This is a genomic window from Candidatus Rhabdochlamydia sp. T3358, assembly GCF_901000775.1.
In the GTDB taxonomy this organism is placed as follows: Bacteria; Chlamydiota; Chlamydiia; order Chlamydiales; family Rhabdochlamydiaceae; genus Rhabdochlamydia.
Genome location: NZ_CAAJGQ010000034.1, coordinates 22,016 through 45,914, shown reverse-complemented (window position 1 = coordinate 45,914; position 23,899 = coordinate 22,016). Strand labels below are relative to the sequence as shown.

At 35.3% G+C, this 23,899-nt stretch carries 21 protein-coding genes and 1 tRNA gene; 13 read left to right on the top strand and 9 right to left on the bottom strand.

The features are described from left to right. Positions 1-91 precede the first annotated feature (91 nt). From dnaX to RHTP_RS07905, 3 genes are all read left to right on the top strand, one after another. Positions 92-1,414 (top strand): DNA polymerase III subunit gamma/tau, encoded by a 1,323-nt coding sequence (gene dnaX, locus RHTP_RS07915; RefSeq protein WP_138107582.1) that lies wholly within the window; start codon positions 92-94, stop codon positions 1,412-1,414. A 5-nt stretch (positions 1,415-1,419) separates the two neighbouring features. After that, entirely contained in the window at positions 1,420-1,704 is a 285-nt protein-coding gene (locus RHTP_RS07910; RefSeq protein ID WP_138107581.1) for a YbaB/EbfC family nucleoid-associated protein, read from the top strand. Positions 1,705-1,928: 224 nt separating this feature from the next. Beyond that, complete coding sequence (locus RHTP_RS07905; RefSeq protein WP_138107580.1) at positions 1,929-3,275, top strand: RNA-binding domain-containing protein; 1,347 nt, start codon at positions 1,929-1,931, stop codon at positions 3,273-3,275. Positions 3,276-3,367: 92 nt separating this feature from the next. Here RHTP_RS07905 and RHTP_RS07900 read toward each other — a convergent pair whose 3' ends face one another. Next, the gene (locus RHTP_RS07900; protein ID WP_138107579.1) at positions 3,368-4,513 is read right to left on the bottom strand and encodes an F-box protein; all 1,146 of its coding nucleotides are present in this window, start codon (positions 4,511-4,513) and stop codon (positions 3,368-3,370) included. Between the two features lie 358 nt (positions 4,514-4,871). On the opposite strand from RHTP_RS07900, the gene udk reads away from it, so the two are divergent. Then, positions 4,872-5,534: a uridine kinase gene (gene udk, locus RHTP_RS07895; protein ID WP_138107578.1), complete on the top strand. Its 663-nt coding sequence runs from the start codon at positions 4,872-4,874 to the stop codon at positions 5,532-5,534. Positions 5,535-5,540: 6 nt separating this feature from the next. Here udk and ptsP read toward each other — a convergent pair whose 3' ends face one another. From ptsP to hprK, 3 genes are read right to left on the bottom strand one after another with little or no spacing between them, the layout of a single operon-like run. Continuing rightward, on the bottom strand, positions 5,541-7,328 hold the full coding sequence (gene ptsP / locus RHTP_RS07890) for a phosphoenolpyruvate--protein phosphotransferase (RefSeq protein WP_138107577.1): 1,788 nt from the start codon (positions 7,326-7,328) through the stop codon (positions 5,541-5,543). Beyond that, the gene (locus tag RHTP_RS07885; RefSeq protein ID WP_320410683.1) at positions 7,329-7,589 is read right to left on the bottom strand and encodes an HPr family phosphocarrier protein; all 261 of its coding nucleotides are present in this window, start codon (positions 7,587-7,589) and stop codon (positions 7,329-7,331) included. After that, complete coding sequence (gene hprK, locus RHTP_RS07880; protein ID WP_138107575.1) at positions 7,570-8,544, bottom strand: HPr(Ser) kinase/phosphatase; 975 nt, start codon at positions 8,542-8,544, stop codon at positions 7,570-7,572. Before hprK ends, RHTP_RS07885 begins: the two co-directional genes overlap by 20 nt. A gap of 241 nt (positions 8,545-8,785) precedes the next feature. Here hprK and RHTP_RS07875 point away from each other — a divergent pair, with 241 nt between their 5' ends. From RHTP_RS07875 to RHTP_RS07865, 3 genes are all read left to right on the top strand, one after another. Continuing rightward, entirely contained in the window at positions 8,786-10,042 is a 1,257-nt protein-coding gene (locus RHTP_RS07875) for an NAD(P)/FAD-dependent oxidoreductase (RefSeq protein WP_138107574.1), read from the top strand. 147 nt (positions 10,043-10,189) lie between these two features. Further along, complete coding sequence (locus RHTP_RS07870; RefSeq protein ID WP_138107573.1) at positions 10,190-10,717, top strand: hypothetical protein; 528 nt, start codon at positions 10,190-10,192, stop codon at positions 10,715-10,717. A gap of 150 nt (positions 10,718-10,867) precedes the next feature. Next, positions 10,868-12,379, top strand: a complete 1,512-nt coding sequence (locus tag RHTP_RS07865; RefSeq protein WP_138107572.1) for a ComEC/Rec2 family competence protein — start codon at positions 10,868-10,870, stop codon at positions 12,377-12,379. On the opposite strand, the gene RHTP_RS07860 is transcribed toward RHTP_RS07865, so the two are convergent. Further along, positions 12,362-13,234 carry a hypothetical protein gene (locus RHTP_RS07860; protein WP_138107571.1) on the bottom strand — a complete coding sequence of 291 codons (873 nt, stop codon included), beginning with the start codon at positions 13,232-13,234 and terminating at the stop codon, positions 12,362-12,364. The genes RHTP_RS07865 and RHTP_RS07860 overlap by 18 nt on opposite strands. A gap of 250 nt (positions 13,235-13,484) precedes the next feature. On the opposite strand from RHTP_RS07860, the gene RHTP_RS07855 reads away from it, so the two are divergent. The 5 genes from RHTP_RS07855 (at position 13,485) to RHTP_RS07835 (ending at position 18,433) form a co-directional block, all read left to right on the top strand. After that, positions 13,485-13,558 (top strand) — tRNA-His (locus RHTP_RS07855). A gap of 62 nt (positions 13,559-13,620) precedes the next feature. Beyond that, entirely contained in the window at positions 13,621-14,397 is a 777-nt protein-coding gene (locus tag RHTP_RS07850) for an undecaprenyl-diphosphate phosphatase (protein WP_138107570.1), read from the top strand. A gap of 9 nt (positions 14,398-14,406) precedes the next feature. Then, positions 14,407-16,761 carry an FtsK/SpoIIIE family DNA translocase gene (locus tag RHTP_RS07845; RefSeq protein ID WP_138107569.1) on the top strand — a complete coding sequence of 785 codons (2,355 nt, stop codon included), beginning with the start codon at positions 14,407-14,409 and terminating at the stop codon, positions 16,759-16,761. Beyond that, the gene (locus RHTP_RS07840; RefSeq protein WP_138107568.1) at positions 16,748-17,101 is read left to right on the top strand and encodes a hypothetical protein; all 354 of its coding nucleotides are present in this window, start codon (positions 16,748-16,750) and stop codon (positions 17,099-17,101) included. The genes RHTP_RS07845 and RHTP_RS07840 overlap by 14 nt, the downstream gene beginning before the upstream one ends. A gap of 6 nt (positions 17,102-17,107) precedes the next feature. Continuing rightward, positions 17,108-18,433 (top strand): response regulator, encoded by a 1,326-nt coding sequence (locus RHTP_RS07835; RefSeq protein ID WP_138107567.1) that lies wholly within the window; start codon positions 17,108-17,110, stop codon positions 18,431-18,433. Here RHTP_RS07835 and RHTP_RS07830 read toward each other — a convergent pair. The 3 genes from RHTP_RS07830 to RHTP_RS07820 form a co-directional block, all read right to left on the bottom strand. Continuing rightward, entirely contained in the window at positions 18,430-19,203 is a 774-nt protein-coding gene (locus tag RHTP_RS07830) for an MBL fold metallo-hydrolase (RefSeq protein WP_138107566.1), read from the bottom strand. The genes RHTP_RS07835 and RHTP_RS07830 overlap by 4 nt on opposite strands. An 83-nt stretch (positions 19,204-19,286) precedes the next feature. After that, on the bottom strand, positions 19,287-20,204 hold the full coding sequence (locus RHTP_RS07825) for a glycosyltransferase family 17 protein (protein WP_138107565.1): 918 nt from the start codon (positions 20,202-20,204) through the stop codon (positions 19,287-19,289). Between the two features lie 9 nt (positions 20,205-20,213). Beyond that, positions 20,214-21,095: a glycosyltransferase family 17 protein gene (locus RHTP_RS07820; RefSeq protein ID WP_171005784.1), complete on the bottom strand. Its 882-nt coding sequence runs from the start codon at positions 21,093-21,095 to the stop codon at positions 20,214-20,216. 419 nt (positions 21,096-21,514) lie between these two features. On the opposite strand from RHTP_RS07820, the gene RHTP_RS07815 reads away from it, so the two are divergent. Further along, the gene (locus RHTP_RS07815; protein WP_138107563.1) at positions 21,515-21,901 is read left to right on the top strand and encodes a hypothetical protein; all 387 of its coding nucleotides are present in this window, start codon (positions 21,515-21,517) and stop codon (positions 21,899-21,901) included. Here the strand turns inward: RHTP_RS07815 and RHTP_RS07810 are convergent. Continuing rightward, entirely contained in the window at positions 21,876-23,897 is a 2,022-nt protein-coding gene (locus RHTP_RS07810) for an alpha-ketoacid dehydrogenase subunit alpha/beta (protein WP_138107562.1), read from the bottom strand. The two genes, RHTP_RS07815 and RHTP_RS07810, sit on opposite strands and share 26 nt — an antisense overlap. Positions 23,898-23,899 lie beyond the last annotated feature (2 nt).

Below are 23,899 nucleotides of genomic sequence, written 5' to 3'. Positions count from 1 at the left end.
CACGTATTCCCTCAATTCTTTAACGATCTCTTTGTCTTCTAAATGCTTTTTTTGTATGATAATAAAAGTGTTATTATAGCTAGAGGGTTTAGTGAGTATTTCTTATAGAAAATATCGACCGCAGCTTTTTGCTGATGTGCTTGGGCAAGATGCAATTGTCACCACCTTAAAAAACGCTCTCTATAATTCAAGATTAGCCCACGCATATCTTTTTTGTGGATTACGCGGTACAGGAAAAACCTCTCTCTTACGGATTTTAGCAAAAGCATTGAACTGCCAAAATCTCAATGCAGAGTCTGAGCCTTGTAATCAGTGTAGTTCTTGCTTAGATGTCTTGAACAATTGTTCTTTGGATGTATTGGAAATTGATGGAGCCTCTCATAGAGGCATCGATGATATCCGTCAAATTAATGAGACAATTGGCTATGCCCCAACTCATGGTAAATATAAAATATACATTATCGATGAAGTACACATGCTAACAAAAGAGGCTTTTAACGCTCTTCTTAAACCTCTTGAAGAACCTCCTCCTACTGTTAAATTCATCTTTGCTACTACAGAGCCACATAAAGTTTTACCAACTATTATTAGTCGCTGCCAACGGTTTGATCTTAATCGCATCTCTCCTCAATTAATTGTCAAAAAGCTCAAACAAATTTTAGAAAATCTGGGAATTTCTTGTGAAGAAGAAGCTCTTTTTCTGATTTCTGAGTTATCTGATGGCTCGCTACGCGATGCAGAATCTTTACTTGATCAACTCATCTGTTTTGATAACTCTTGTATTACTGTAAAAAATGCCACTTTAGCTTTTGCTTTAATTGATAAATCCCTCTTTTTTAAGCTAGATAAGGCCGTAGAAGAATACAATCTTAAAATTGCTTTTGAGTTATCCCATGATCTTTTTTCAAGCGGTAAAGATCTCTATTACTTTATCAACCAACTCACTCAGCATTACCGCAACTTAATTCAATATAAGCTGGATCGTTTTCCAATTTGTCTATTTGGAAACCAGCATAGCAATTACAAAGCATCTGCTGCTTACTATACTTTAGAACAGTGCTTGGATATTTTAGATTATCTGATTCATTGGCAACAAATGATTAGTAAAATCTCTGTAAAACAAATTTTAGTTGAAACCATCTTATTACATATCATTCGCTCTAAGTACCGTATTCACTCTTCTATACTTGTGCAACGCCTTATCCAATTAGAGTCTAAGTTATCTATACCAGCTATTCCTTCTCCAGAACCATTAGACCCGGTAATTCCAACAGAGAATATAAAACCCTTACCTTCCCCTATTCAAGAACCAAAATCTACCCCCGCATCTCCTTCTACACATCAAAGTCGATATGATACCTTATTGCGGTTTGCTGCTGTAGAATTAGAAGCTGTAATTAAAAAGGAGTCATAATTTATATGGGCAGTGGTTATTCAAAAGCAAAAAAACAAGCAAAGCTCATGGAGCAGCAACTCGAAACGATGCGCAGTGAATTACAAAACAAAAAAGTAACAGGTAAAAGCTCAGCTGATCTTGTTACAGTTGTGCTGAATGGAGAGAAAGAGCTTCTAGAAATAAAAATTAAACCAGAATGTTTAGACCCCAATGATCCTGAAGGATTACAAGATTTAATCAAAGCTGCTTGTGAAGATGGCTATCAGCAGCTATCTAGTGAATCAAGTCCCGTCCCATTTGGGTTCTAATTTTTAGAGCTTCTTAAAATACTATATCTTCCTTGGTCCTTTTATAAAGGGCCATATTTTATTTTTTTGTTTTTTTCTCTTTCATTATAAGTAAGTTAGGTAATTAGGAACTGCTTTAAGACTAATCGACCCAAGCTATAGATTTGGGTCGATTGGGTCGATTAAGCTTATATTAATTGACCCAATCGACCCAATATGCTAATATTGGGTCAATAGGAGCTTATATGAAATATCCAGGTCAAGAATCCTCAAAGCTAGAGTTTAAATCTATCATTCCAGCTAATGCAAAAATCATTAAAACGATCATCGGATTTTGCAATGCAAAAGGTGGGAAGCTTGTAATCGGCGTCAAAAATGATGGGATTATTGAAGGAATCTCAGAAGATACCGCTCATCAAGCTATGGAATGGCTCGATCATGCCATTTATAAAGCATGCACACCACCTATCCTTCCACTCATTTACCAACAAAGAATTAACGATAAAGTTCTTTTAATTATTGAAGTTTCTTCAGGAACAAATAAGCCTTATTATCAAAAATCGTTGGGTCTTGCAGAAGGAACTTTCATACGACTTGGCAGATCAACTGTTAAAGCTGATGCTAATATAATTGAGGAACTCAAATGGCAATCACGAGGTATCTCTTACGACCAGCTTCCTTTATATCATACTACTATTGAGGACCTTGACAATACCAAAATTCAATATTTTTTAGATCATCGACGCAATGGTATTACCTCTGCTTTGACCGAAGCTGTCTTACGATCATACGAGATCATTAAAAAAGAGCATAGCACTGACTACGCTACGACTGCAGGAATATTACTGTTTGGCAAATCCCCTCAACAGTTTCTTTCTGAAGCATATATACTTTGCTGTCATTTTTCAGACTTTAAAGATCGAGAAGCGATTGCTTCAAGAACTTGCAAAGGAACTCTTTTTGAACAATTTGATGAATCATTCGATTTTATTATGGAACGAATAAACAAATCCTTCAAAATTGAAAAAAGAAAAAGAGAGGAACATTGGGAAATTCCTCCAATTGCTATTCGCGAAGTACTAATGAATGCAATTTTGCATCGAAACTACCATATTAATGCTCCTATCAAGATATCTATTTATTCCAATCGGATCGAATTTTTCAGCCCTGGAGGACTGCCAGGTCCTATTGACACCTCGGAACTAGAGTCAGGAATCACATATGTTCGTAACACCAGCATTGCAAAAATTTTATGGGAAGCCAAATACATAGAAAAAATGGGTTCGGGGTTCATTACACTCTTTAAAAGTTATAGAAAGGAAGGACTACTTCCTCCAGAAGTAATAGAAGGGACAAATTTTGTAAAATGCATTTTACCAAGAGTCCTTTCTGAGACTATCCAAGAAGATATCGAAGCACTAATATTAAGCCTGTTTAAAATATCCGATGAAATATCAAGAGCAGACATCATTCGTCAACTAAATATACCTCGAACTTCTGCAGGCAGAGCATTAAATAAGCTCATTAAAAGCGGCAAGTTAGAACGATATGGAAAAGGCCCTAATACAAAATATCGCTGTCTTGCTAATTAATAGAAAAGATAAGAAGGGAAATATGGAATGATGGGTTTACAGTTATTTTGGTAAATCAAGTCCCTCTTATTTTGAGTTCTAATGACCTTGGTCTATACCTTTAAAACACCAAATGAGCCGACGTTAGACATTAATCCGACATCATATTGAAAACCTCTTGATCTAAGAGGCAGTCTTTCTTTGATGAAGCAGCCTCGTCGAGTGACAGAAGTACCATTTATGCGAAAACCCATGTAAAAAAGAGGTTCATTAGCAACGAGAAGTAATAAATCAGTTGGCCCAGCTATCAAGTTATCAGCATTTATCTGCTCTCTACAATGCGTATATAAAGATAAATCCAACCCCTGATTTAAGGGACGAGGCTTTTGATCTAGAAAAGCAAAAAATGTAGCAGCTTCTAATATTGTCGGCATTTCACACCCCTTCTCTTTTATGAACTCTTGTTGTCTACTCGTAGATAATCTTTCGCTTCCTTTAAGGATGGCGTTTGTTATAGCTATTGTATAAGTTCTTTCAACAGAAACATGTTTAAGCTTTTCCATGAAATCAGGTTCGTAGTAACATCCAGTCGTGCAGTGTAAAAGCGTCTTAAGTTTACTAATTGTAAGTCCTTTAGGAAGGGTCAGAAGCGTTATTCCTGCTTCACCTTCTATCTGTAAAGAAGTAAATAGCCTTTGTAAAGCTAGTATTATAACACGCTTATCAAAAGATGGAGAATCATCTATAGGAAGTTCTAACTTTGCGAACTTACAATGTGCTTGCCAAATTGCCTGATCTATAACTTTTAATGATGGAAACATCTTTTTTAGATCAAAAGCCTGCCAAATAAGCCTATCAGATGCCAAATTATTCCAATGTTTGGAAACACAAGATGCTTGGCATAAATCTTTTGGAGATAAATCACTAAAAATCTTTAAGAGGATTTCATCTGGTAAAGAAGATATAGGAGAGTATGATTGTTGTTTTTCAAATTTCAAATAATCATCAAATTCAAAATAATTATTAAAGGAAACATATTTATTTATAAGCGGCATGCACAAAAAGATTGCCTTTGTAGTAGCTACAAAAAATTCAATAAGTTTACTACATTTATTTTTTAAAACAAAAGTAGAAGTAGAATTACTTATAGGATAACTAAAAAAAACTCTTACGCATTTGATTGCTAATAACAGCTCCTTTTTCGCCTGTATATGGCAGAATGCATTGAATTTCATTTCATGTATTAATATAGGAATCATATATCGGATCCTTAACCACTGCAATTGAGTATATTTTTTTACTCTGCAAGAATAGACTTTTTTTGATTTTATGTATGCGTCTTTTTGAAAATTGATTTGTTTAATTTTTTAAAAAAAGCAGGATTTGATTTAGTCCTCATGGAAAATGGGCTATTTTTAGGAAACCTATGAAAAAAACAGCTTTATTATTTCTGAAGAAATGGTCTTTAGTTAAATAATTCTTTTAAAGAAACCAACTCTCAAAATATATTACTCTTTATATAACAATCGAGAACCTGAGGTTAAAGCATGGCAATGATTACCATAAAACTGCCTCTCTTCTTTTTTAAATAACGACTGTAAATTTAGTAGTTAAGATATGTACGCGTGCATTTTTCTTTGTCTTTTTGCTTGGTTTTCAGTTTTTGCAGATCCCTTAGTTATAGGTATTGCGGGTGGTTCAGGAGCTGGAAAAACTATGCTTGCTCAAGCACTTCAAAAGCAGCTTGTTGATAACGCTGCTATTATTTATATGGATAATTATTTTTATGATCTTTCCCATTTATCGCCTGAAGAAAGGAAAAAAAATAATTTTGATGATCCTAAGAGCATTGACCTTCTTCTTCTTAAACAACATATCACCCAACTTAAAAAAGGGCATGCGGTAGAACAACCGATCTATCATTTTAAGACCCAGACACGCTCTAGCTCAACAACTCATATCGACCCTGTAGAAATCATTATTATCGATGGTTTTTTACTGTTGGCTTCTCCTGAAATCTACGATCTTTGTAGCTTAAAAGTTTTTATTGAAGTTGAAGAAACAGAACGCCTTTTCCGCATTATTAACCGCGATCAAATCGAGAGAGGGTTTTCCCTGCAAGAAACCAAACAGCGTTACAAAGATTTTGTTCAGCCATGTTATCAAAAATATATTCATGATAGTAAATATCAAGCAGACTTGATTATACCAAATAATCTGGAGAATAAGAAGGCTTTTCAAATTCTTTTGCAACTCGTGAAAAATCACTCATGCACATAAAGCCAGCTATTTTTTAGCATAAAGATTGCCGCACAAATAATCAGGAATATGTATAGAGCTGAGGTAACTTTGTAAGACCTCAAAAATTTGCGATGAAGAATCCATCTCCAATACTGTCTGTGCTAGAATAGCTGCATCTTTAAAGTGAATTTGCCTAATTACATATCTAATAGCTGGAATATAACGAGGAGAACAGGAGAAGATTTTCAATCCTAATCCCATTAGTAGAGCAACAAAAAGAGGATTAGAAGCAATTTCTCCACAAATGGAAACATCTTTTTTATTTTGCATAGCCTCGGAAGTAACCATTTTAATCATACGGATAATACTAGGATGAATAGAGTAATTAAAATCACTTTCTACATAATCGCTACGATCTATTCCTAAACTGTATTGTATAAGATCATTAGTCCCAATAGATAAGAAATCGCAATGTTTTGCTAAAGCACCAGAAATGAATACAGCAGATGGAATTTCAACCATACATCCCAAAGGTAAATTTGATTTATATAACACCCCTTCTTGAGATAGCTCTTGAGACACTTGCTCTATCAAAATACGCGATTCTTCTAATTCGACAAGATCACTGATTAAGGGTAATAAAATGCGAACATTTCCATAATATGCTACTCGCAGAATAGCTCTTAACTGCATACGGAAAATGTCTTTATGCAAAAGAAGAAAACGAATACCTCGGTATTTAGACACAGAACTATCTGGGCTAAGGGATAGAAACTGTGGAATTTTATCTCCTCCAATATCAAAAACACGAATTGTTACGGGCATGTCAGCAGCTTTTTGAATAATCTTGGAATAAAATTCATATTGATGTTCTTCTGAAAAAGAAAAATGATTATTTTGAAAAAAAAGATATTCTGTACGAAATAAACCAATCCCTTTAGCACCAAGTTTTGTAAGCTGTTCGACATCATGTAGATGACCTACATTTGCCAATACCTCTATAGAGTGCCCATCTTTTGTTTGTAAAACAGAATCTATGTTTACATGAATTTTCTTGACCCATTTCTGTAAATTGCTTCTACGGTTTTGGTACTCTGCTAAAGTCTTATCATTAGGATTTAAAATAACTTCCCCATTGTATCCATCTACAATAACACATTGGATTAGACATAAGCGTAGGTTATTTAAATTAATACAAGTTACATAAGGAATTCCTTTTGATCTAGCAATGAGTGCTGCATGTGAGCTAGCGCCTCCTTCTTCTGTAACAAAAGCAATTACACGAGGATAGTCAGCAACTGCTGCATGAGAAGGAATTAAATCTTTTGCAAAAATGATCGATTCGGCTGGAACATTAAGCCAAGGAGCTTGTTCTTGAAAGCAAAGGTGTCTAAGCACTCTTTTTGCTAAATCCATTATATCAACCCATCTGCCTTGAAAAAGGCTATCCTTTATACAAGAAAACCGAACCTCATAATCTGTAATGACAGAATGAAAAACAGCTTCGATATTTTGTAACATATGCCGAATCTTTTCTTCTACTTGAGTGGTTAAACAAGGATCTCCCAAAATTTGGATTTGCGTATCAATGATAGTTGCAGCTTCTTTGGAACCTTTATAGGTTAAATATTTAGAAAGTTTTTTAAGATCTTCACTACTGCACCTTAAAGCTATGTGATAACGTTGAATCTCTTGATCAACTTCATTTAACGTAATAGGGAAATTAGGAATGGGCTTTTCTACATTTTCTAGAAAAAAAGGATTTCCTATTGCAATTCCTTCACTAACCGAATAGCCTTGAATCCGAATTTCTTCTTCTTGTTTTTTGGACATTTACTGCTCTCCAAAATGATTCTCAAATCCATCAACTAACTTTTCCATAGTTTCTTGAGCATCATCTCCTTCTACCAAAATGGTAATCAAAGAATTTTTTGTTGCGGCTAGCATCAAAATGCTCATGATACTCCGTGCATTAATTGTTTCTTTGCGATAGGTAAAAGAAACAGCAGACTTTGTCCCTTGCAGTAATCTAACAATTCCGGTAGCTGGCCTAGCATGCAATCCCATTGCATTTTTAACTCTCACTTTGCGCATGAGCTTCACAGATTTTAGCCCTCTTACTCTGTTTTCTAGAAATACTTTCCAATAACTTAGCATTGAATTCCCGAGCAGAATGATATCCCATTTCTTTTAACCTTTGATTTAAAACAATGGTTTCAATCAGCAAAACAATATCTCGACCTTGTTTAACAGGAATCACGTGAAAAGGAACTTTTATTCCAAGAATGTCATAATATTTTTCATCTAGACCCACTCGATCATAAAATCTACGCTCATCCCATTCTTCTAGCTTTATAATGAGATCTATTGTTTTCTCATCCCTGACACATACTGCTCCATATAGGTGGGCGACATTGATAATGCCAATTCCTCGAATTTCAAGTAAGTGACGCGTTAATTCAGGACCTGATCCTTGAAGGGAAGACCCTTCTCGCAATCGAATACGCACAACATCATCGGAAATTAAACGATGTCCTCTTTCAATTAATCCTAAAGCAGCTTCGCTTTTACCTACTGAGGAATCTCCTTGTATCAATAATCCTACTCCAAAAGCTTCAACTAAAGTTCCATGACAGGTCATGGTTAAAGAGAACTCTTCGCTGAGTATTAGAGTCATTTTACTAACTAAGCTCATAGTAGAACCTTGAGCTTGAAACAGGGGAATTTTCACTTCTGCGCAAACACGCACTAACTCTTTTAAAGGTGTATAGCGACCAGCCAGAATAACAGCAGGTGTTTGAGGAGTTAGAATTGCTTGCAACCTACTTAATCTTAGTTTTTTATCAAGATCCCTAAGATAGCGCGCTTCAACGTTACCAAACACTAAAATTCTCTGACTAGCATAATTCTTTAGATACCCAGACAAGCTCAGTCCAGGACGATGTACTTCAGGCACTTTAATTTGTCGATTTAAACCTGGCTCTCCTGCAATTAATTTCAATCCGAGCTGTGGTCCATGTTTTTGGAAAAGATCTTGAACACAATACATGCAGTCACTTAAGGTAAACGCGAATCGCCGCTTTAATGGATTTATACAGTTTTTAGCGCACTATGGTGTTAAAAACTTTTATCTTTGTATAAAAGTGATTTTATTGAGAAGACGGCTTTCTTGCAAATCAAAAAGAAATATATTCTCTCGATAAAAAGAACCTTGCAAAGATTTTATCCTTTCTCTTATTTAAATAAAAACAAGAAGATTAATTTCATAATAATAAAACGAACGTAATTTTATGACTAAAAACAGAATAATTATTATTGGTGGAGGCTTCGGAGGATTAAATGCCGCTAAAGCTTTGAAAAAAGCTGATGTAGATATTTTATTAATCGATAAGACGAACTACCACCTATTTCAACCTCTTTTATACGAAGTGGCTACAGCAGCTCTATCCCCTGGAGAAATCGCAACGCCTCTAAGAGAGATTCTCAGAAATCAAGAAAATGTTTCTGTAATTATGGGTGAAGTAGCCGATATCAATACCACGCAAAAACAAGTGATTCTTTCTAATCAAGCGTGGTTTGGATACGATTATTTAATCATTGCAAATGGAGCTCGTCACAGCTACTTTGGCAATGATCAATGGGAAGCATTTGCTCCTGGTCTAAAAACCATTCCCGATGCTTTAAACATTCGTGAACAAATTTTGATCTCATTTGAAAAAGCAGAAAGAGCTGATTTTGGATCCATTTTACCTTATTTAACCTTTGTAATCATCGGTGGAGGACCTACTGGAGTAGAAATGGCAGGAGCTATTGCTGAAATTGCTTACAAAACCATGTTTAAAAACTTTCGTAAAATTAATCCAGAAATAGCGCAAATATTTTTAATAGAAGCATGCCCCAATATCCTACCCAGTTATCCTGAAAGATTATCCAAACGTGCTAAAAAAGACCTTGAAAAGCTCGGAGTTCAAGTACTTAATAACACAAAAGTAACCAACATTGATGACTCAGGCGTTCAAATAGCAGACACCTTTATCGCTTCAAAAAACATCATCTGGGCTGCAGGCAATCAAGCCTCCAAATTACTTGCCCGTTTAAATACTCCCCTAGATCGTGCAGGTCGTGTGATTGTTGAACCTGATTTAACTCTGCCTAACTTCCCAGAAGTATTTGTCATCGGAGATGCTGCACATGTGGAATACAAAAATAAGCTCCTTCCAGGAATTGCACCTGTAGCTATTCAACAAGGACGCTATGTAGCAAAAACCATTACCCGCGACCTAGATAAAAAAAATAGAAAACCCTTCAAATATTTTGATAAAGGAAGTATGGCTACCATTGGAAAAGCTAAAGCTATTGCTTTTATCGGTAAACTCCAATTCACCGGCTTTATCGCCTGGCTTATGTGGGCTTTTATTCACCTTGTCTACCTGATTGGATTCCGTGACCGCTTTATCGTATTAATAGAATGGGTAATGGCCTTGATTTCTGGTAAAAGAGGAGTACGGCTTATCTATAGCCGCTCTATCGATGAAACAAAAAAATAGATCCAGCTGTTTTTAAATAACGGTTTTCTATACTGTCGATTTTTAGTTTCATTTTATTCATATTTAACAATAATTAAACTAAATTTTAATAAAAACTATACTTATAAATCTAAAAATCATAATAAAAACAATTTACTAAGGGGATGTATGACAGCAATAGCAAAATTTCAACCAGTCTCACAAGACTCAGGAAACGGTACAATAACTATTAATATGTCTTCTTTACCATCTAATCGTTCTTGCTTAACACGAAGAAACATTGCAATTGGGGCCGTTGGTATTGGACTTACAGTAGCAGCTGCTACAGCTTATTTCTTGACTGCTAATAACGCATTTACAGAAACTGCATTTTCTACTAATACTACTGAGACTTCTACTGGACATAATGTGTTTGCTGATCCGACCGAACCTCCAATAAGCGAAAGCCTGCAGTCTTTACATAACATAGTTAAACTTGTTACAACAGACTCTAATGGCTATTACAATTGCGATTCTGCTTTTCAAGCTCATTGGGAGCGTTTTAAAGAATGTGGCACATCTGCGAATGACTGTATGCGTAATTCTATAAAATTATTCGGGGAATTATTTTGCAAGCCACCTACTAAGGGATACATAGATGATCGTAGTGAAAAATGTGAAAATAATTATTTTGCATTAGCAAGATGTGATGTGTAGAACAAGGAAGAGCTCTTAATCTGATAGTCAATTTTAGATTAAATGATGCACATTTTTAAAACAGCTGTCTTATAAATTATTATGATAGACCAAGTGTATATTTCTATAAGGTATTTGAATAAATATCATCTAAAAGAGTAATTTTTTGGGATGTTTTTGAATATATGCCAAGCTTACTGTAATTTTTGGCAAAAACACCCTGCGCTTCTTATAGGGATTTCTCTCTTAATGGGAAGCGCTTGTTGTTTAAGCTTTCAGCTCTATTATCTGGTGGTTTTAGCAGCTCTTATTCTTCCCATAACCAAAAATCTGAAACTCTTTTGTTTAGCAACTATCGCTATTCTCATCGGTTTTGCATCTATCTTATTTCGCTATCCTGAGGTAACACTTGTCTCTGAGAAAATTTCAGGAGTAGGTAGATTCAAACCCCAATCGATTAAAACGACCTCTTCTCCTTTCTATCGCTCTTTACTCTATCAAGGAACGTTGATAGATTTTCAAACAAAAGAGCAGACCTATCACAATCTACCTTGCTCTATTTACCTACCTATTTATGGTAAAAGACCTATCTGTAACGCAATTTACGAGATAGAAGGTCATTTGCAGCAAAAATCTTCCCGTTTTTTTGTCTTAAAACCAACGAGGAAAAAAACTTGGAAGAAGAAAGCTTCTTTTTTAAGTCTCATTGAGTGGCGCTTTTCAGCTAAACAGCTAGTCTCTAAATATATTCATAAACAGGTATCGAATCGAATAACAGCTGTCTTTTTAAGTGCTTTGGTTACTGGGCAAATCGATGAGAGGTTGTTAACGATGCAGTTTGGCAAATTGGGCCTACAACACCTACTTGTTATTTCAGGTTTTCATTTTGCACTGCTGGCTTATTTGCTAAGAAGTGTATTTAATTGTTTATTGCCTTATAAAACAACTGCTTTGATGACTCTTTTATGCCTTAGCTTCTATTATGTTTTTCTAGGAGATTCTCCCTCTATCCAAAGAGCGTATATTGCAATCGCTGCTCTTTTAATGGGTGAATTAATGGGATATCCTTCTTCTGGACTCAATGCTATTGGCCTAGGATTGATCGCTGAGCTATGTGTACTGCCTTTGAGCATTTTAGAGCTGGGGTTTCAACTGACCTTTCTTTGTACTCTAGCTATCCTTTTACTGTACCAACCCACAGAACAATTACTGAGCTATTTTTTGCCTAAACGTACCGAAAAAGAACGCAAGGAGCTGCCTTTTATAGACAGATATGCCTACAGTATTTTGCATCTCTTGCGTAGTTCTTTTTCAGTAAATATTGCAGTTCACATTGCAACGGTTCCTCTATTGCTTTATCTGTTTCATCAATTCCCCTTGCTTAGCATCGTTTACAATCTTTTCTTTCCCTATTGCGTCGCTCTTTCTTGCATTCTGCTATTCCCTGGCCTTATTTTGTACTTTATCCCTAAGGCATCCTCTTTTATATTCAAGCTCAATGAATTTTTCTCTACAGCCATTTTACATATCACATCCTATCCTCCTCTAAAACTACAGTTTAGTTTGCGCACAGATGTGATAACCCCTGCTATGCTCGGTTTATATCTAACAGTACTCTTTTTGGGAGCGATTGCTTTTCATGAAAAAGCTTGCTTGGAAAAAACCTCAAATCCTATTTTTTAAAGGAAATGGTTCAGCTTTGATGAAGATAGAGCGTTCTTTTAAATGAGCCCTAATAGAATCAATAGATTTAAGCGATTCGGGAGAACGCATATTTACGCTAAACTTCGGATTAGATTTTTTTATCAATTTTTTATACTTTCTAGGTAATGTCTTATATAATTTTTTGCTATCTATCTGATTTAGATCTTTAGTGGAATCTAGTATATATAAAAATGCAGCTAATTTACTTGAAGATGATTTTAATTTTTTTAAATCTTTTAGTATTAATTTGAAGTATATATCAAAATTATTAGTATCCGATGATTGACTCCAATCAACGATATTTTGAAGATTTTTATTATCTTTTTTTTTAAATTTACCTTCTATCTTTAGTAGGGATTTATTTGAAATAACCAATTCTGTTTTTTGTTGAGATTCAGTGACATCTGATTTTTGAAAACGTAGTGTTTCATATATTGGTTCATTAGCACCTACTGGTTCGCTATATACTGACTCTTTATTATCTAACGGTTCACTATATAATGCTTGAATACACGCTTCTTCATCTATTGTCTCATATATTGATTCATTAGCATACGTCGGTTCATTAGCACCTACTGGTTCGCTATATACTGACTCTTTATTATCTAACGGTTCACTATATAATGCTTGAATAATCAGCCCATCTATTGTTTCATATATTGGTTGGTTAACATACATCGGTTCATTAGCGCCTATTGATGCTTTAAGAAAAGTTTCCTGAACCATATTTTGCTTTTCAGATATATCTTCCTTACTGTCACAACGTAAAAATTCTTGTTTCAGGACTTCAGATCTCTTCATGTTTCTCAAGTAAGTTTCATCTAAACCTGTCATATCTACTCCTTTTTAATAGTAAATTTTTATAAGATAAAAATAGATTTTTTTACTGATTATTAATTAAATAAAACAGACTTCTTATAATTAAGTGTAATTAATAATTAAAATAATCTCAAATTAAATCAAAATTATTTTTTAATTGTTAACAAACATCTCTTAGGCTCTTTGATGAGGAATACTCGTCTTATTTTATCGAAGTGATTTGACGCAAAAACAACTTTTAAGATAAACTGATTCGCTTACTGTGGCGGTCGTAGCTCAGCTGGTTAGAGCGCTGGATTGTGGTTCCTGAGGTCGCGGGTTCGAGCCCCGTCGATCGCCCAAATTCTTGCCATCTCCTATTCAATTATGCTAAGTTAAATTTGTAGGCTAAGGAGATTTTCATGTCTTTATTAGAAGCTTTTTTGTTAGGTCTAATACAAGGGTTAACTGAATTTTTTCCGGTTAGTTCTTCAGCACATCTTGCATTATTTAAATTGATGCTTGGGATCCAAGATACAGAAACCCAAGTCATTTTAAGTCTTTTTTGCCATTTAGGCACTCTCTTGGCTGTTGTGATTTTTTTAAAACAAGATATTCTAACCATTTTACGAACAGACCGTAAAAAAGCCCTTTTGCTTTTTTTAGCAATAATTCCGCTTATTCCTTGCTATTTACTGGTTAAACCATTTAAAGATTGGGTTTTCAACCCTAACTTTCTTGGATTCGGTTTAATGTTTACAGGCTTTGTTTTACTAATAGGTCATTTTTGGCGTTTAAAAACACCGCTTGAACCTTCTTTTAAAAAACGCGCACATGATGCCCTTTATATTGGAGCTATGCAGTCGATTGCTTTAATTCCTGGTGTATCGCGTAGCGCTTCTACCATTTGTTGTGCTCGTGTTTTGGGATGGAAAACAAGTGATGCGGTGCGTTTTTCTTTTTTACTCTCTATTCCTACTATTATCGGCGGCAACTGTTTAGAACTTTTACAAATAGCTATACACGATGCTCCTAGTTTCTCCCCGATGGCTTGTACAGTGGGGTTTATCACTTCTTGCATAGTTGGATTGCTTGTGATTCGCTTTGCCTTTTCTATCTTAGAAAAAGGAAATTTTAAACCCTTTGCTTGGTATTGTCTGATTCTTGGCTTTTGCAGCGCTATTTATTTAAACTATTAGGAGTTGATAGTGAGTAAAAATACATCTTTTGAAAAGAAATCTAAAGTAGTACACCCAGAAGCAAGAGGATTGATCTTATTAGCCCTCACTATCATTGTTTTACTAAGTTTAATCAGTTTTCGATTCGATGCTCCTCACCAGAATTGGTTAGGTCTTATTGGTTGGGGATTGGGATTTGGTTTTAACTACCTTTTTGGAATAAGCAGCTATCTCATCGTTGGTTTTGGCTTGTGGCTTGGATGGAAGCTCATCCTCAATCAAAAACCTATATATATGCCCTCTAAGCTTTTCTGCTTTCTGATTCTGTGTTTCTCTTGTTGTTTTTTACTGAATTTACTAGCAGAGAATAAATGGGCCTATGCTAAGTTATTTGAAAACAAGGTGTATACCGAATCGTATTTTTTTGAACTTCCCTATCCTTATTCTACTGTTCGTTATAATTTAGGAGGGGTTCCTCTGTACTATTTATATAAGGACATCCCTACATTTAATTTACAGCATATGTTAAGCGATGTAGGAATCATCCTTACTTTTTCTATAACAGCTTGTGTATCTTTTTTATTCTTAATGGAAATTGAATTGCTTACCACCGGTAGAAAATTCAAGCATTCCACTATATTTATAAAAAATAAGCTTCTGAAAATGATCTCGCAAAAAAAGGCGTTTCCTACCATTAAAAGTGCTTCTGAAATTGAGAGTTTACTTTCACAGCGCTCTATAGCTCCTCCTTACTTACAGACAAAACCTAAAGAAAGGCCGGAAAAGGAGATAAAAATTCGCACAATGGCAGATATGGAACCTGCTAAAAAAAAACAACCCATAGAAGTTAACTTAAGTAAACGACAAATAGCTCTTAATGCACAATGTGTTGTGAATGGAGATTATACAACGTATAAAATCCCTCCCGCTTCTTTATTGAATCATCCCAAAAAAGTAGATCAGCCACTCCTGAAAAAAGAATTAAAAAAACAGGCAGAGGTACTTCAAGATACTCTAATGAGTTTTGGGATCGAAGCTAAAGTAGGTGAGATCAACTGTGGGCCCACTATTACCTCTTTTGAAGTACATCCAGCAATTGGAGTAAAAGTACAAAAGATCAAAACGCTAGAAAATGATATTGCTCTAAACCTACAGGCTAAATCTATTCGGATTATAGCCCCTATTCCGGGTAAGGCTGCAGTAGGTGTGGAAATCCCTTCCATTTATCCTCAAGAAGTGAGTTTTAAAGAACTCCTCATTCAATATCAAAGCCATATACGTAAAATGATGGTTCCTCTTTTGCTCGGTAAAACAGTTTCGGGAGATAGTGTGATTAGCGATTTGAGTAAAATGCCTCACTGTCTAATTGCAGGGGCAACAGGCTCGGGAAAATCCGTTTGCGTGAACACCCTGATCATGTCCATTCTTATGAATGCACGCCCTGATGAAATCAAGCTAGTCATGATCGATCCTAAAAAAGTAGAGCTAACTCCCTATACCAATTTACCTCATATGCTAGCACCTGTTATTACAGAGCCGCATGGAGCTTACGCAGCTTTGAGTTGGCTTGTAAAAGAGATGCAAACCCGCTACGATATTTTAAAGCAATTAGGAGTACGTAACATCACAGCTTTTAATAATAGGCAGATCAATCAAGAATTAGAAAGCTCTTTGAATATCCCTATTCCTGCCAAAATGTATGCAATTGTAGCTATTATTGATGAGTTTGCAGATCTTATGATGGCCTCTAGCTCTGATTTAGAAACTCCCATTGCTCGTATTGCGCAAATGGCTCGTGCTGTAGGTATACATCTCATATTAGCCACACAAAGACCATCTAGAGAAGTAATTACAGGTCTGATTAAAGCAAATTTTCCTACTCGCATCGCTTTTAAAGTGGCTAGTCGGATTAACTCTCAAATCATTCTAGATGACGTAGGAGCAGAGAGCCTTTTAGGCAATGGTGATATGCTCTTTTTACCACCGGGTACATCTACCTTAATTCGTTCTCAAGGAGTGTATATTAGCGATGAAGAGATCAACCGTGTTGTCTCTTTCATATGCAATCAAAGCCCTCCAAATTATTTGATAGAATCTTTTGACAAAATGCGTTTTGAAGATCTATCTTCTGAAGAAGGAGCAGAAAGTGCTCCTCGTGATATGCTCTATGAACAAGCTCTTAATTTAGTTGTAGAAACAGGAAATGCATCGACAACTTTCCTGCAACGCAAATTGAAAATTGGATACGCAAGAGCTGCCTCTTTAATGGATGAACTAGAGAGCAAAAAAGTGATTAGCTCACAAGAAGGAGCAAAACCTAGAAGAATTTTAGTTGATCCTAAAGATTCCTTGCTTAAACCAAATAAGTTAAATGACACAGAATAATACCCCTGATGAGAATACCATCCATCCCGATATTCCGCTATTACCCCGTTTAAAGTTCATGGGGTACATGCTCTATGGATTTGCTTGTATTACTTTATCTGTAGCCATTTTCGCACCTAAATCGGATTCTATTTATACCGAGCTTGCACAAGACAATATATTAACTCCTCAAGAAATGGAACAAGGTTCGGGTTTAAGTCTTCTTACAGAAGATGAATCTCTTTTAGAGCTTGATCCCAGAGAAATTTTTAACTTTTTCTATGTAAGTGCATTATTTGCTGTAGTAGGAACTTCTTGCTTTTGGCTCTTTTACAAAAAGAAGAAAAGTCTACAGGTTTAACCATCGATGAGCAGAAAAGAGTCTAAAAAAATTCTCTTGGCTGATTCTGATCGAGAACTACATCAAAGTATTAAACAAGCTAGAGAAAAAGAGCCGTATCATTTCGAATTCGCAGCAACTGGTACAGAAGCTTTGGAAAAAATGCAACATTTCCAGCCTGATCTAGTGCTTGTAGAGCTCATGCTACCCCATATTCACGGAATCGAAATCTTAAAAAGAATCCGGATGGATTCCAAGCCAATAGGCGTTATTCTCTTAGCAGATCATGTAATGATGCAAGATTATCAAGCAGCTTTAAGAAATGGCTGCGATTATTTTCTAGAAAAACCTTTCTCTCTAACCTCTTTTTTTTCTATTTTATCGCACTTTTTTAAAGGAAACCTCCTTCCTATCCCCTTTAAAACGCAAGAGCGTAGTGCATCTCATGCTTATTTACCCAAAGCTCATTCTAATCGCTCTTACCTCAAGTTTTGGGGAACTCGTGGCTCTAATGGCGTATCTGGTTCTTCTTATGTTCATTTTGGAGGAAATACCTGTTGTTTAGAGCTACGACATGGTAAAGATTTACTGATTATCGATGCGGGTAATGGTATTCGTGCATTAGGGCTGCATTTAACGCAAATAGATTCTATAAAAGATATCCATTTGTTGATCAGTCATACACACTGGGATCATGTTTCCGGTTTTCCCTTCTTTGCTCCCTTATATGATCCTAGTTATCGTATTCATATCTGGGCTCCTATTGGTTTTGATAAAACCATTCACGACTTATTTGCAGAAATGTTAATCCATTCTCTATTTCCCGTAAATTTAGAAGAAATTAAAGCTCAGCTGATTTTTAAAAATATTTATGAAGGAATTCCCTTTCAAATTGGCTCTTTTGAAATTGATACACATTATGCTCTGCATCCAGGGGCTACATTATGTTTTAAAATTACCTGTGCAAAAACCACTTTTGGATATGCTACCGATAATGAGTTTTTAATGGGGTATCACGGAAAGCCACAAGTAATTACTTCTTCTCATTCTTTATTAAAAGGATACTCAAGCTTAATTTCCTTTTTTAAAGGATGCAATTTTCTAGTTCATGAAGCACAATATACTCCTTCAGAATACCAATATAAGGTGGGCTGGGGACACTCCTCTGTTGCAAATGCCTCTGTTCTTATCAAACATACAGATACCTCTCATTGGATTGTTACTCATCATGATCCTATGCATACAGATGAAAATTTATTGCATAAAATTCAACTGCACAAAGATGTCTTAATTGATTGCAATATCGATTGTCATTTTGAAATGGCCTTTGATGGACTCTTACTGCCGCTTTAAAACAAAACAGGTTGACTACAATGCTCTTGAAAAGCGATGCACACCTTAGTATCTGCCTGTAAGAACCTAAGCTTTTTTTGCACGGTTTCCAGTGCTTTATCAGGATGATTACATTCACTAGAAAGATGTGCTAAGTAGATCTGTTTAAGATTTGGATGAAAGATCTGCTCAATTAAAGAGCTACATTCCTCATTGGAAAGATGTCCCTGACGCCCTAAGACCCTTTGTTTATAAATAGCAGGGCGCGCACTTGCATAAACCATCGAAGGTTGATGATTAGCCTCTACATATAAATAATCACATTCCTTTAAGACTTGAATAATAGAAGTAGAAACAAATCCCAAATCTGCACAAATGCCTACTTTTAACCCCTCTAAATGAATCGTAAATCCTACTGGATCTGCCGCATCATGGGGAATAGAAAAGGGAAGAATTTCAATGTCTCCAAATGAAAAATATTCTCCTGTGGAAAAAATCTTAAAGCGAGGAGTTTTCTTGACATAAGAAGTAATAGCACAAGCTGTATCACTATTCACAAATACAGGAATTTGACCTTTACAAGTTAGACGCTCTAAGCCTTTAATATGATCTGTGTGCTCATGGGTGATGATAACTGCATCAATTTGATGTAAATTCACACCGATTAATCTTAATCTCTCTTCGAGGACCTTGATACCAATTCCAGCATCGATTAAAAGTTTTGTCTTCTCCGTTCCAATATATAGACAATTACCTTTAGAGCCAGACGCAAGCGGACAAAAACCAATCATTTTTTTCCTTAAATTCCAAGATAACTGTTTTAACAAGAAAACAGCGATTTGTACAAGTTAAGAAAAAAATTCTTTTTTTCGCATCAAGGAGTGCATTCTGCAATAAAACCCATTGATTTAAGATAATCCCTATTTTCTATAACATATTTAGGGAAAGTATCGTCAATAGGAACAACTACTTGTTCTTGAATCCAAGTTTCGATTTCTTCATCTGAAATACTAAATACATTGTCTCTTCCTTCTACAATGCTCGATAGTTTCTGTCTGATTCTATCTTTACCTCCCATATAGGTAAAATGCCATCCTGCTTTTGCCATTCGAGGAAAATGCCAACGATATTCCCGAAAAAATTGAGCCCCCTTCTTTTTAAAATTACCGTATAAAGTAGCAACTGTTCCTACCCATTCATTGCCATTATCCCAATTATGTTTTCTGTTTAATTGATAAATAAACCACGGCATATGAAAAGCCAATGTATTATGGGTAGAGCGTGCTAGTTCTTCAGGCTTATGCTTCCTTTTTTTATATTTTCTAAGGGAATTAAAGTTTTTGGATTTAGTAAAATTGAGTTGCTTTTTAACTTTTTCAAGCATCTCAATGCAAGGAATCTCATCTAAATCAGAAATTAAGATGATATCTAAATGTTCGCAGTTCTTAAGTCCTCTTGCAATACATTCTCGTTGGAAGTGCTCTCTATCCCAAAATCCTTTTACAGGGTCATTTTGATTACACAAAAGCTTTTCGTTAACAATGATATGAATGATCTTAGGTAGATATTTTTCAAAGAGATGTCGACTTTCTTGAAAATATAAAGGTTTAGGTTCTCCTCTATGTGTTTCAACTCCTTCTACTAATACAAAGTAGTCCACATGATCATTGAGTTCTTCTAAACGCATCTTTAATAGCTCTAATTCATTAAAAAAAGTAAAGCAATCGTAAACTTTTGCAAAAGATTCAAAAGAAACACATAACATACAAAAGATCACTAAAATAACCCGCATATATAAGCCTTATTCTGTGATATATCCAATAGACTTAAAGTAATCGATGTGTTTTTCCATATATTTGGGAAAATCGTTAGGATACTCACTATTCATAGGGATGATCTCTTGTGCTTGAATCCAAGTTTCAACTTCTTCATCTGAAATCGAACCCACACTTTCTTTATCTCTACCTTCTAGAATACTAAGTAACTTCTGTTTGATCTGATCTTTATCTTTTATCCAGGTAAAATGCCAGCCCCCATCCGTAATTTTAAAAAAGTTATAGCGATTATCTCGAAAAAACTGAACCCCCTTTCTTTTAAAATTACCATATAAAGTAGCAACTGTTCCTACCCATCGACCTTCATGAATTTCACTCTTTCTATTGAGTTGATAAATAAATAAAGGCATTTCAAGAGCAATTGCATCTGGTGGATTTTTTATGACTAGTTTATTGGGCTTCTTTTTTTCCCTATAAAAAAACAACTTAAACGTTTCTAAGATCTGCGCACGAGGAATCTCATTAAGATCTGAAATCATGATAATATCCAAATCATCACATTGCTGTAGACCCGTCATAATGCATTTTCTTTGAAAATTTTCTCTGTCCCAATAAAGCCCTGTTACAGGGTCAATATCTGTAGATGGACATTCATCGATAACGATATGTTTAATTTTGGGCAGATACTTTTTAAAAAGATGTTGGTTTTCTTGAAAATACAAAGGCTTAGGATCTCCTCTTTGTGTCTCAATCGATTCCACTAATACAAAATAATCCACGTGATCATTGAGTTCTTCTAAACGCATCTTTAATAGTTCTAGCTCATTAAAAAAGGTAAAGCAATCATACACCTTGGTGTAAGACGGAATGCAAGCACATAAAAAAGTGAAAATTAAAATAAAATACATATCTATTTTTCTCATTAAAAAGTTCATTTCCACGAAGCTATCAGAGCTATCAGAAAAAATAAAGATTATTTTTTAAAAAAAAAGAAACGGATTCTAAAAAACAATTACTCTTATTAAGAGGTTTTAAGATATGTTTTTAAAAAATTTATAAGATATTTAGAAGCACTCTTAGTTCTATATCTTATTGCTATTTTTAAATATTTTATTTATGATTTTTTTCTGTTTGTAAAAGCTTACTCTATATAATTTTTTTAATTTTGAAAAATAAAATAAGATTTATCAAAAAAACTTTTTACAAATAAACAAGTAAAAATTTTTTTATTAATTGACAAAATTAAGAAAAATTGTTTTATAAAAACTAAGAACACTAATTTAATTAGATGTGTATTAGGCTAAAACAATACAAACTGAGGAAAGCAATGCTAAGCACAGGAGAAGAAATTTTAGCTGATATTGATCAAACACTGGATCAATTAATTGAAAATGCAGATATAATTAATCGCATTTCATTTAATGCGTTATTTACATCTGAAGTACAAGCATTACAAAAGACACAAGAAAGTTTAATGGCTCGTTTAATGCACATGCATGAATTATTAGAAAAAGATAACAAGCCACAGATTTCTACAAAAAAAACTAGCCCTTTAAATCAAATTGAAAATAAGTTAAAAGAATTTGGGCAATTAAATGCACGATTAATTGAGTATCTAGTTCAAAAAGTTAAAATATCTCAACAAATAAAAAAACCACAGATTCGCCCTTATAGAAAAAAAAGACCCATTAAAACTGAGCAAGTTGACGTATAGCTTGCTCTAAATCTTCTATTTGAGGCAATACAGCATCTTCTAACTGTTTACAATAAGGAACAGGACAATCTTTTGCTGTAATACGCTTAATAGGTGCATCTAGTAAATCAAAAGCCTCTTCTGCTATAAGAGCCGCAATTTCAGCACCAAAACCACAAGTGCGAACAGCTTCATGAGCGATTAGTAATTTACCAGTTTTTTTAATAGACTGTACAATTAGATCAAGATCAAGAGGAACTATAGTTCTTAGGTCAATAACTTCTACAGAAATTCCTTCTTGTAAGAGGCGATCTGCAACTTGAGAAGCCATAAAAACCATCATCCCCCAACAAACAATTGTTAAATCGGTTCCCTTCCGAACATATTTGGCTACGCCAAAGGCCTGTAATTCTTCTTCTGAAGGCTCGAGGCTAGCACAGAAAACCCTTTGGCGATAAAGAGCTTTGTGTTCAAGAAACACAACAGGATTAGGATCACGAATGGCCATTTTTAAGAGCCTTTTTGCATCAGCCGCATTACTGGGGATGACTACTTTTAACCCTGGAATGTGAGCTAGAACAGCTTCAACGCTCTGTGAATGATAAGGGCCTCCTTGAATATATCCTCCATATGGCATACGAATGGTAACAGGGCAATTCCATTCTGCATTAGAGCGATAATGGAAACTAGATAGCTCATTAAAAAGCTGGTTAACACCCGTCCACATATAATCCGCAAACTGAATCTCTACAACAGGACGAATTCCTGCTATTGACATCCCCAAAGCAATACCTATAATGCTAGACTCTGCAAGAGGCGAATTAAAACAGCGGGAAATCCCATGTTTTTCTGTTAAGCTGCGGGTAATTCCAAATACTCCGCCCTTTCCAAGGGCTACATCTTGACCGAAAACAACAACATTTGAATCATGGTGCATTTCCTCGTCTAAAGCATGGTTTAACGCATCCATCATTACAATGCTCTCTAACGGACACTTGGAGGTTTTTTGTAATTGAAAATCTTGAGTAATACTCTTTTTAAAAACATGATCGGTTGCTGTATCTGCACTGGGAAAGGGAATTTGATCTGCTTCTACTGCAGCGTTTTCCACTTCTTCAAAACAGCGGCTTTTCATTTGCTGCATTTCATCGATAGAAACTCCCAGTCCTGCCAAATAGTTTTCCATACGAGGCAAAATATCTTTAGCTTGATCGTTTGCAATGCAATCAATCGTTCTATACTTATTTTGATCATCACTACTGCTGTGCGGGCCTATCCGAGGGACCTTGGCTACAATAAGACTTGGTCCTTGAGCACTTCTTGCTTTTTGCACAGCTGCATCAAATGCTTTAATGAGTTCTTCGTAATCTCCTCCATCAACATCAAAAACAGAAAGACCTGGATAGCCTTCTGCCATATAGGTAATAGAGCCCCCTGCTGTTTGATCTTTTACAGGAACAGAGATGGCAAACCCATTATCTTGAATAACAAAAATAACCGCTAGTTTGTGTAAAAGGGAAAAATTTAACGCTTCGTGAAAATCTCCTTGAGAAGTAGCTCCATCTCCAGCAGACACATAAACAACATCGTCCTTTTGAAGCAACTGTCTTGCCTTTGCAACACCTACAGCCTGTAAAAATTGTGATCCTACACAACTAGACTGACAAGGTAAACGCAGCTCTTTATGAGAAAAATGTTCCGGCATCATTCGCCCAGAAGAATGATGAGGTATATCTCGCGCCAAGGAAGCTGCGATAATTTCTGTGAGCGTACAACCAATCCCTATAGCAAAGCCCCGATCTCGATAATACGCTAATCCCCAATCTTTACCTGGAACCAATGCTAATGCAGCCACAGCTCCTACCATTTCGTGCCCTGCAGTACATAAATGAAAAGTACCGCCTTTATTTTGACGAATCAATTTTTTCATTTTTTCATCGGCAAACCTTGTTCGATAAATCACTTCTAAAGTTTTAATGGCTCTTGTCAGATCCTGGCAAAAAAGTTGCTGCGTCATTT

Excerpts from the sequence above, each read along its gene's own strand:
- RHTP_RS07910 (WP_138107581.1), top strand. The coding sequence starts at position 1,420 with ATGGGCAGTGGTTATTCAAAAGCAAAAAAACAAGCAAAGCTCATGGAG.
- RHTP_RS07905 (WP_138107580.1), top strand. The coding sequence starts at position 1,929 with ATGAAATATCCAGGTCAAGAATCCTCAAAGCTAGAGTTTAAATCTATC.
- RHTP_RS07900 (WP_138107579.1), bottom strand. The coding sequence starts at position 4,513 with ATGATTCCTATATTAATACATGAAATGAAATTCAATGCATTCTGCCAT.
- udk (WP_138107578.1), top strand. The coding sequence starts at position 4,872 with ATGTACGCGTGCATTTTTCTTTGTCTTTTTGCTTGGTTTTCAGTTTTT.
- ptsP (WP_138107577.1), bottom strand. The coding sequence starts at position 7,328 with ATGTCCAAAAAACAAGAAGAAGAAATTCGGATTCAAGGCTATTCGGTT.
- RHTP_RS07885 (WP_320410683.1), bottom strand. The coding sequence starts at position 7,589 with ATGCGCAAAGTGAGAGTTAAAAATGCAATGGGATTGCATGCTAGGCCA.
- hprK (WP_138107575.1), bottom strand. The coding sequence starts at position 8,544 with ATGTATTGTGTTCAAGATCTTTTCCAAAAACATGGACCACAGCTCGGA.
- RHTP_RS07875 (WP_138107574.1), top strand. The coding sequence starts at position 8,786 with ATGACTAAAAACAGAATAATTATTATTGGTGGAGGCTTCGGAGGATTA.
- RHTP_RS07870 (WP_138107573.1), top strand. The coding sequence starts at position 10,190 with ATGACAGCAATAGCAAAATTTCAACCAGTCTCACAAGACTCAGGAAAC.
- RHTP_RS07865 (WP_138107572.1), top strand. The coding sequence starts at position 10,868 with ATGTTTTTGAATATATGCCAAGCTTACTGTAATTTTTGGCAAAAACAC.
- RHTP_RS07860 (WP_138107571.1), bottom strand. The coding sequence starts at position 13,234 with ATGACAGGTTTAGATGAAACTTACTTGAGAAACATGAAGAGATCTGAA.
- RHTP_RS07850 (WP_138107570.1), top strand. The coding sequence starts at position 13,621 with ATGTCTTTATTAGAAGCTTTTTTGTTAGGTCTAATACAAGGGTTAACT.
- RHTP_RS07840 (WP_138107568.1), top strand. The coding sequence starts at position 16,748 with ATGACACAGAATAATACCCCTGATGAGAATACCATCCATCCCGATATT.
- RHTP_RS07835 (WP_138107567.1), top strand. The coding sequence starts at position 17,108 with ATGAGCAGAAAAGAGTCTAAAAAAATTCTCTTGGCTGATTCTGATCGA.
- RHTP_RS07830 (WP_138107566.1), bottom strand. The coding sequence starts at position 19,203 with ATGATTGGTTTTTGTCCGCTTGCGTCTGGCTCTAAAGGTAATTGTCTA.
- RHTP_RS07825 (WP_138107565.1), bottom strand. The coding sequence starts at position 20,204 with ATGCGGGTTATTTTAGTGATCTTTTGTATGTTATGTGTTTCTTTTGAA.
- RHTP_RS07820 (WP_171005784.1), bottom strand. The coding sequence starts at position 21,095 with ATGTATTTTATTTTAATTTTCACTTTTTTATGTGCTTGCATTCCGTCT.
- RHTP_RS07815 (WP_138107563.1), top strand. The coding sequence starts at position 21,515 with ATGCTAAGCACAGGAGAAGAAATTTTAGCTGATATTGATCAAACACTG.
- RHTP_RS07810 (WP_138107562.1), bottom strand. The coding sequence starts at position 23,897 with ATGACGCAGCAACTTTTTTGCCAGGATCTGACAAGAGCCATTAAAACT.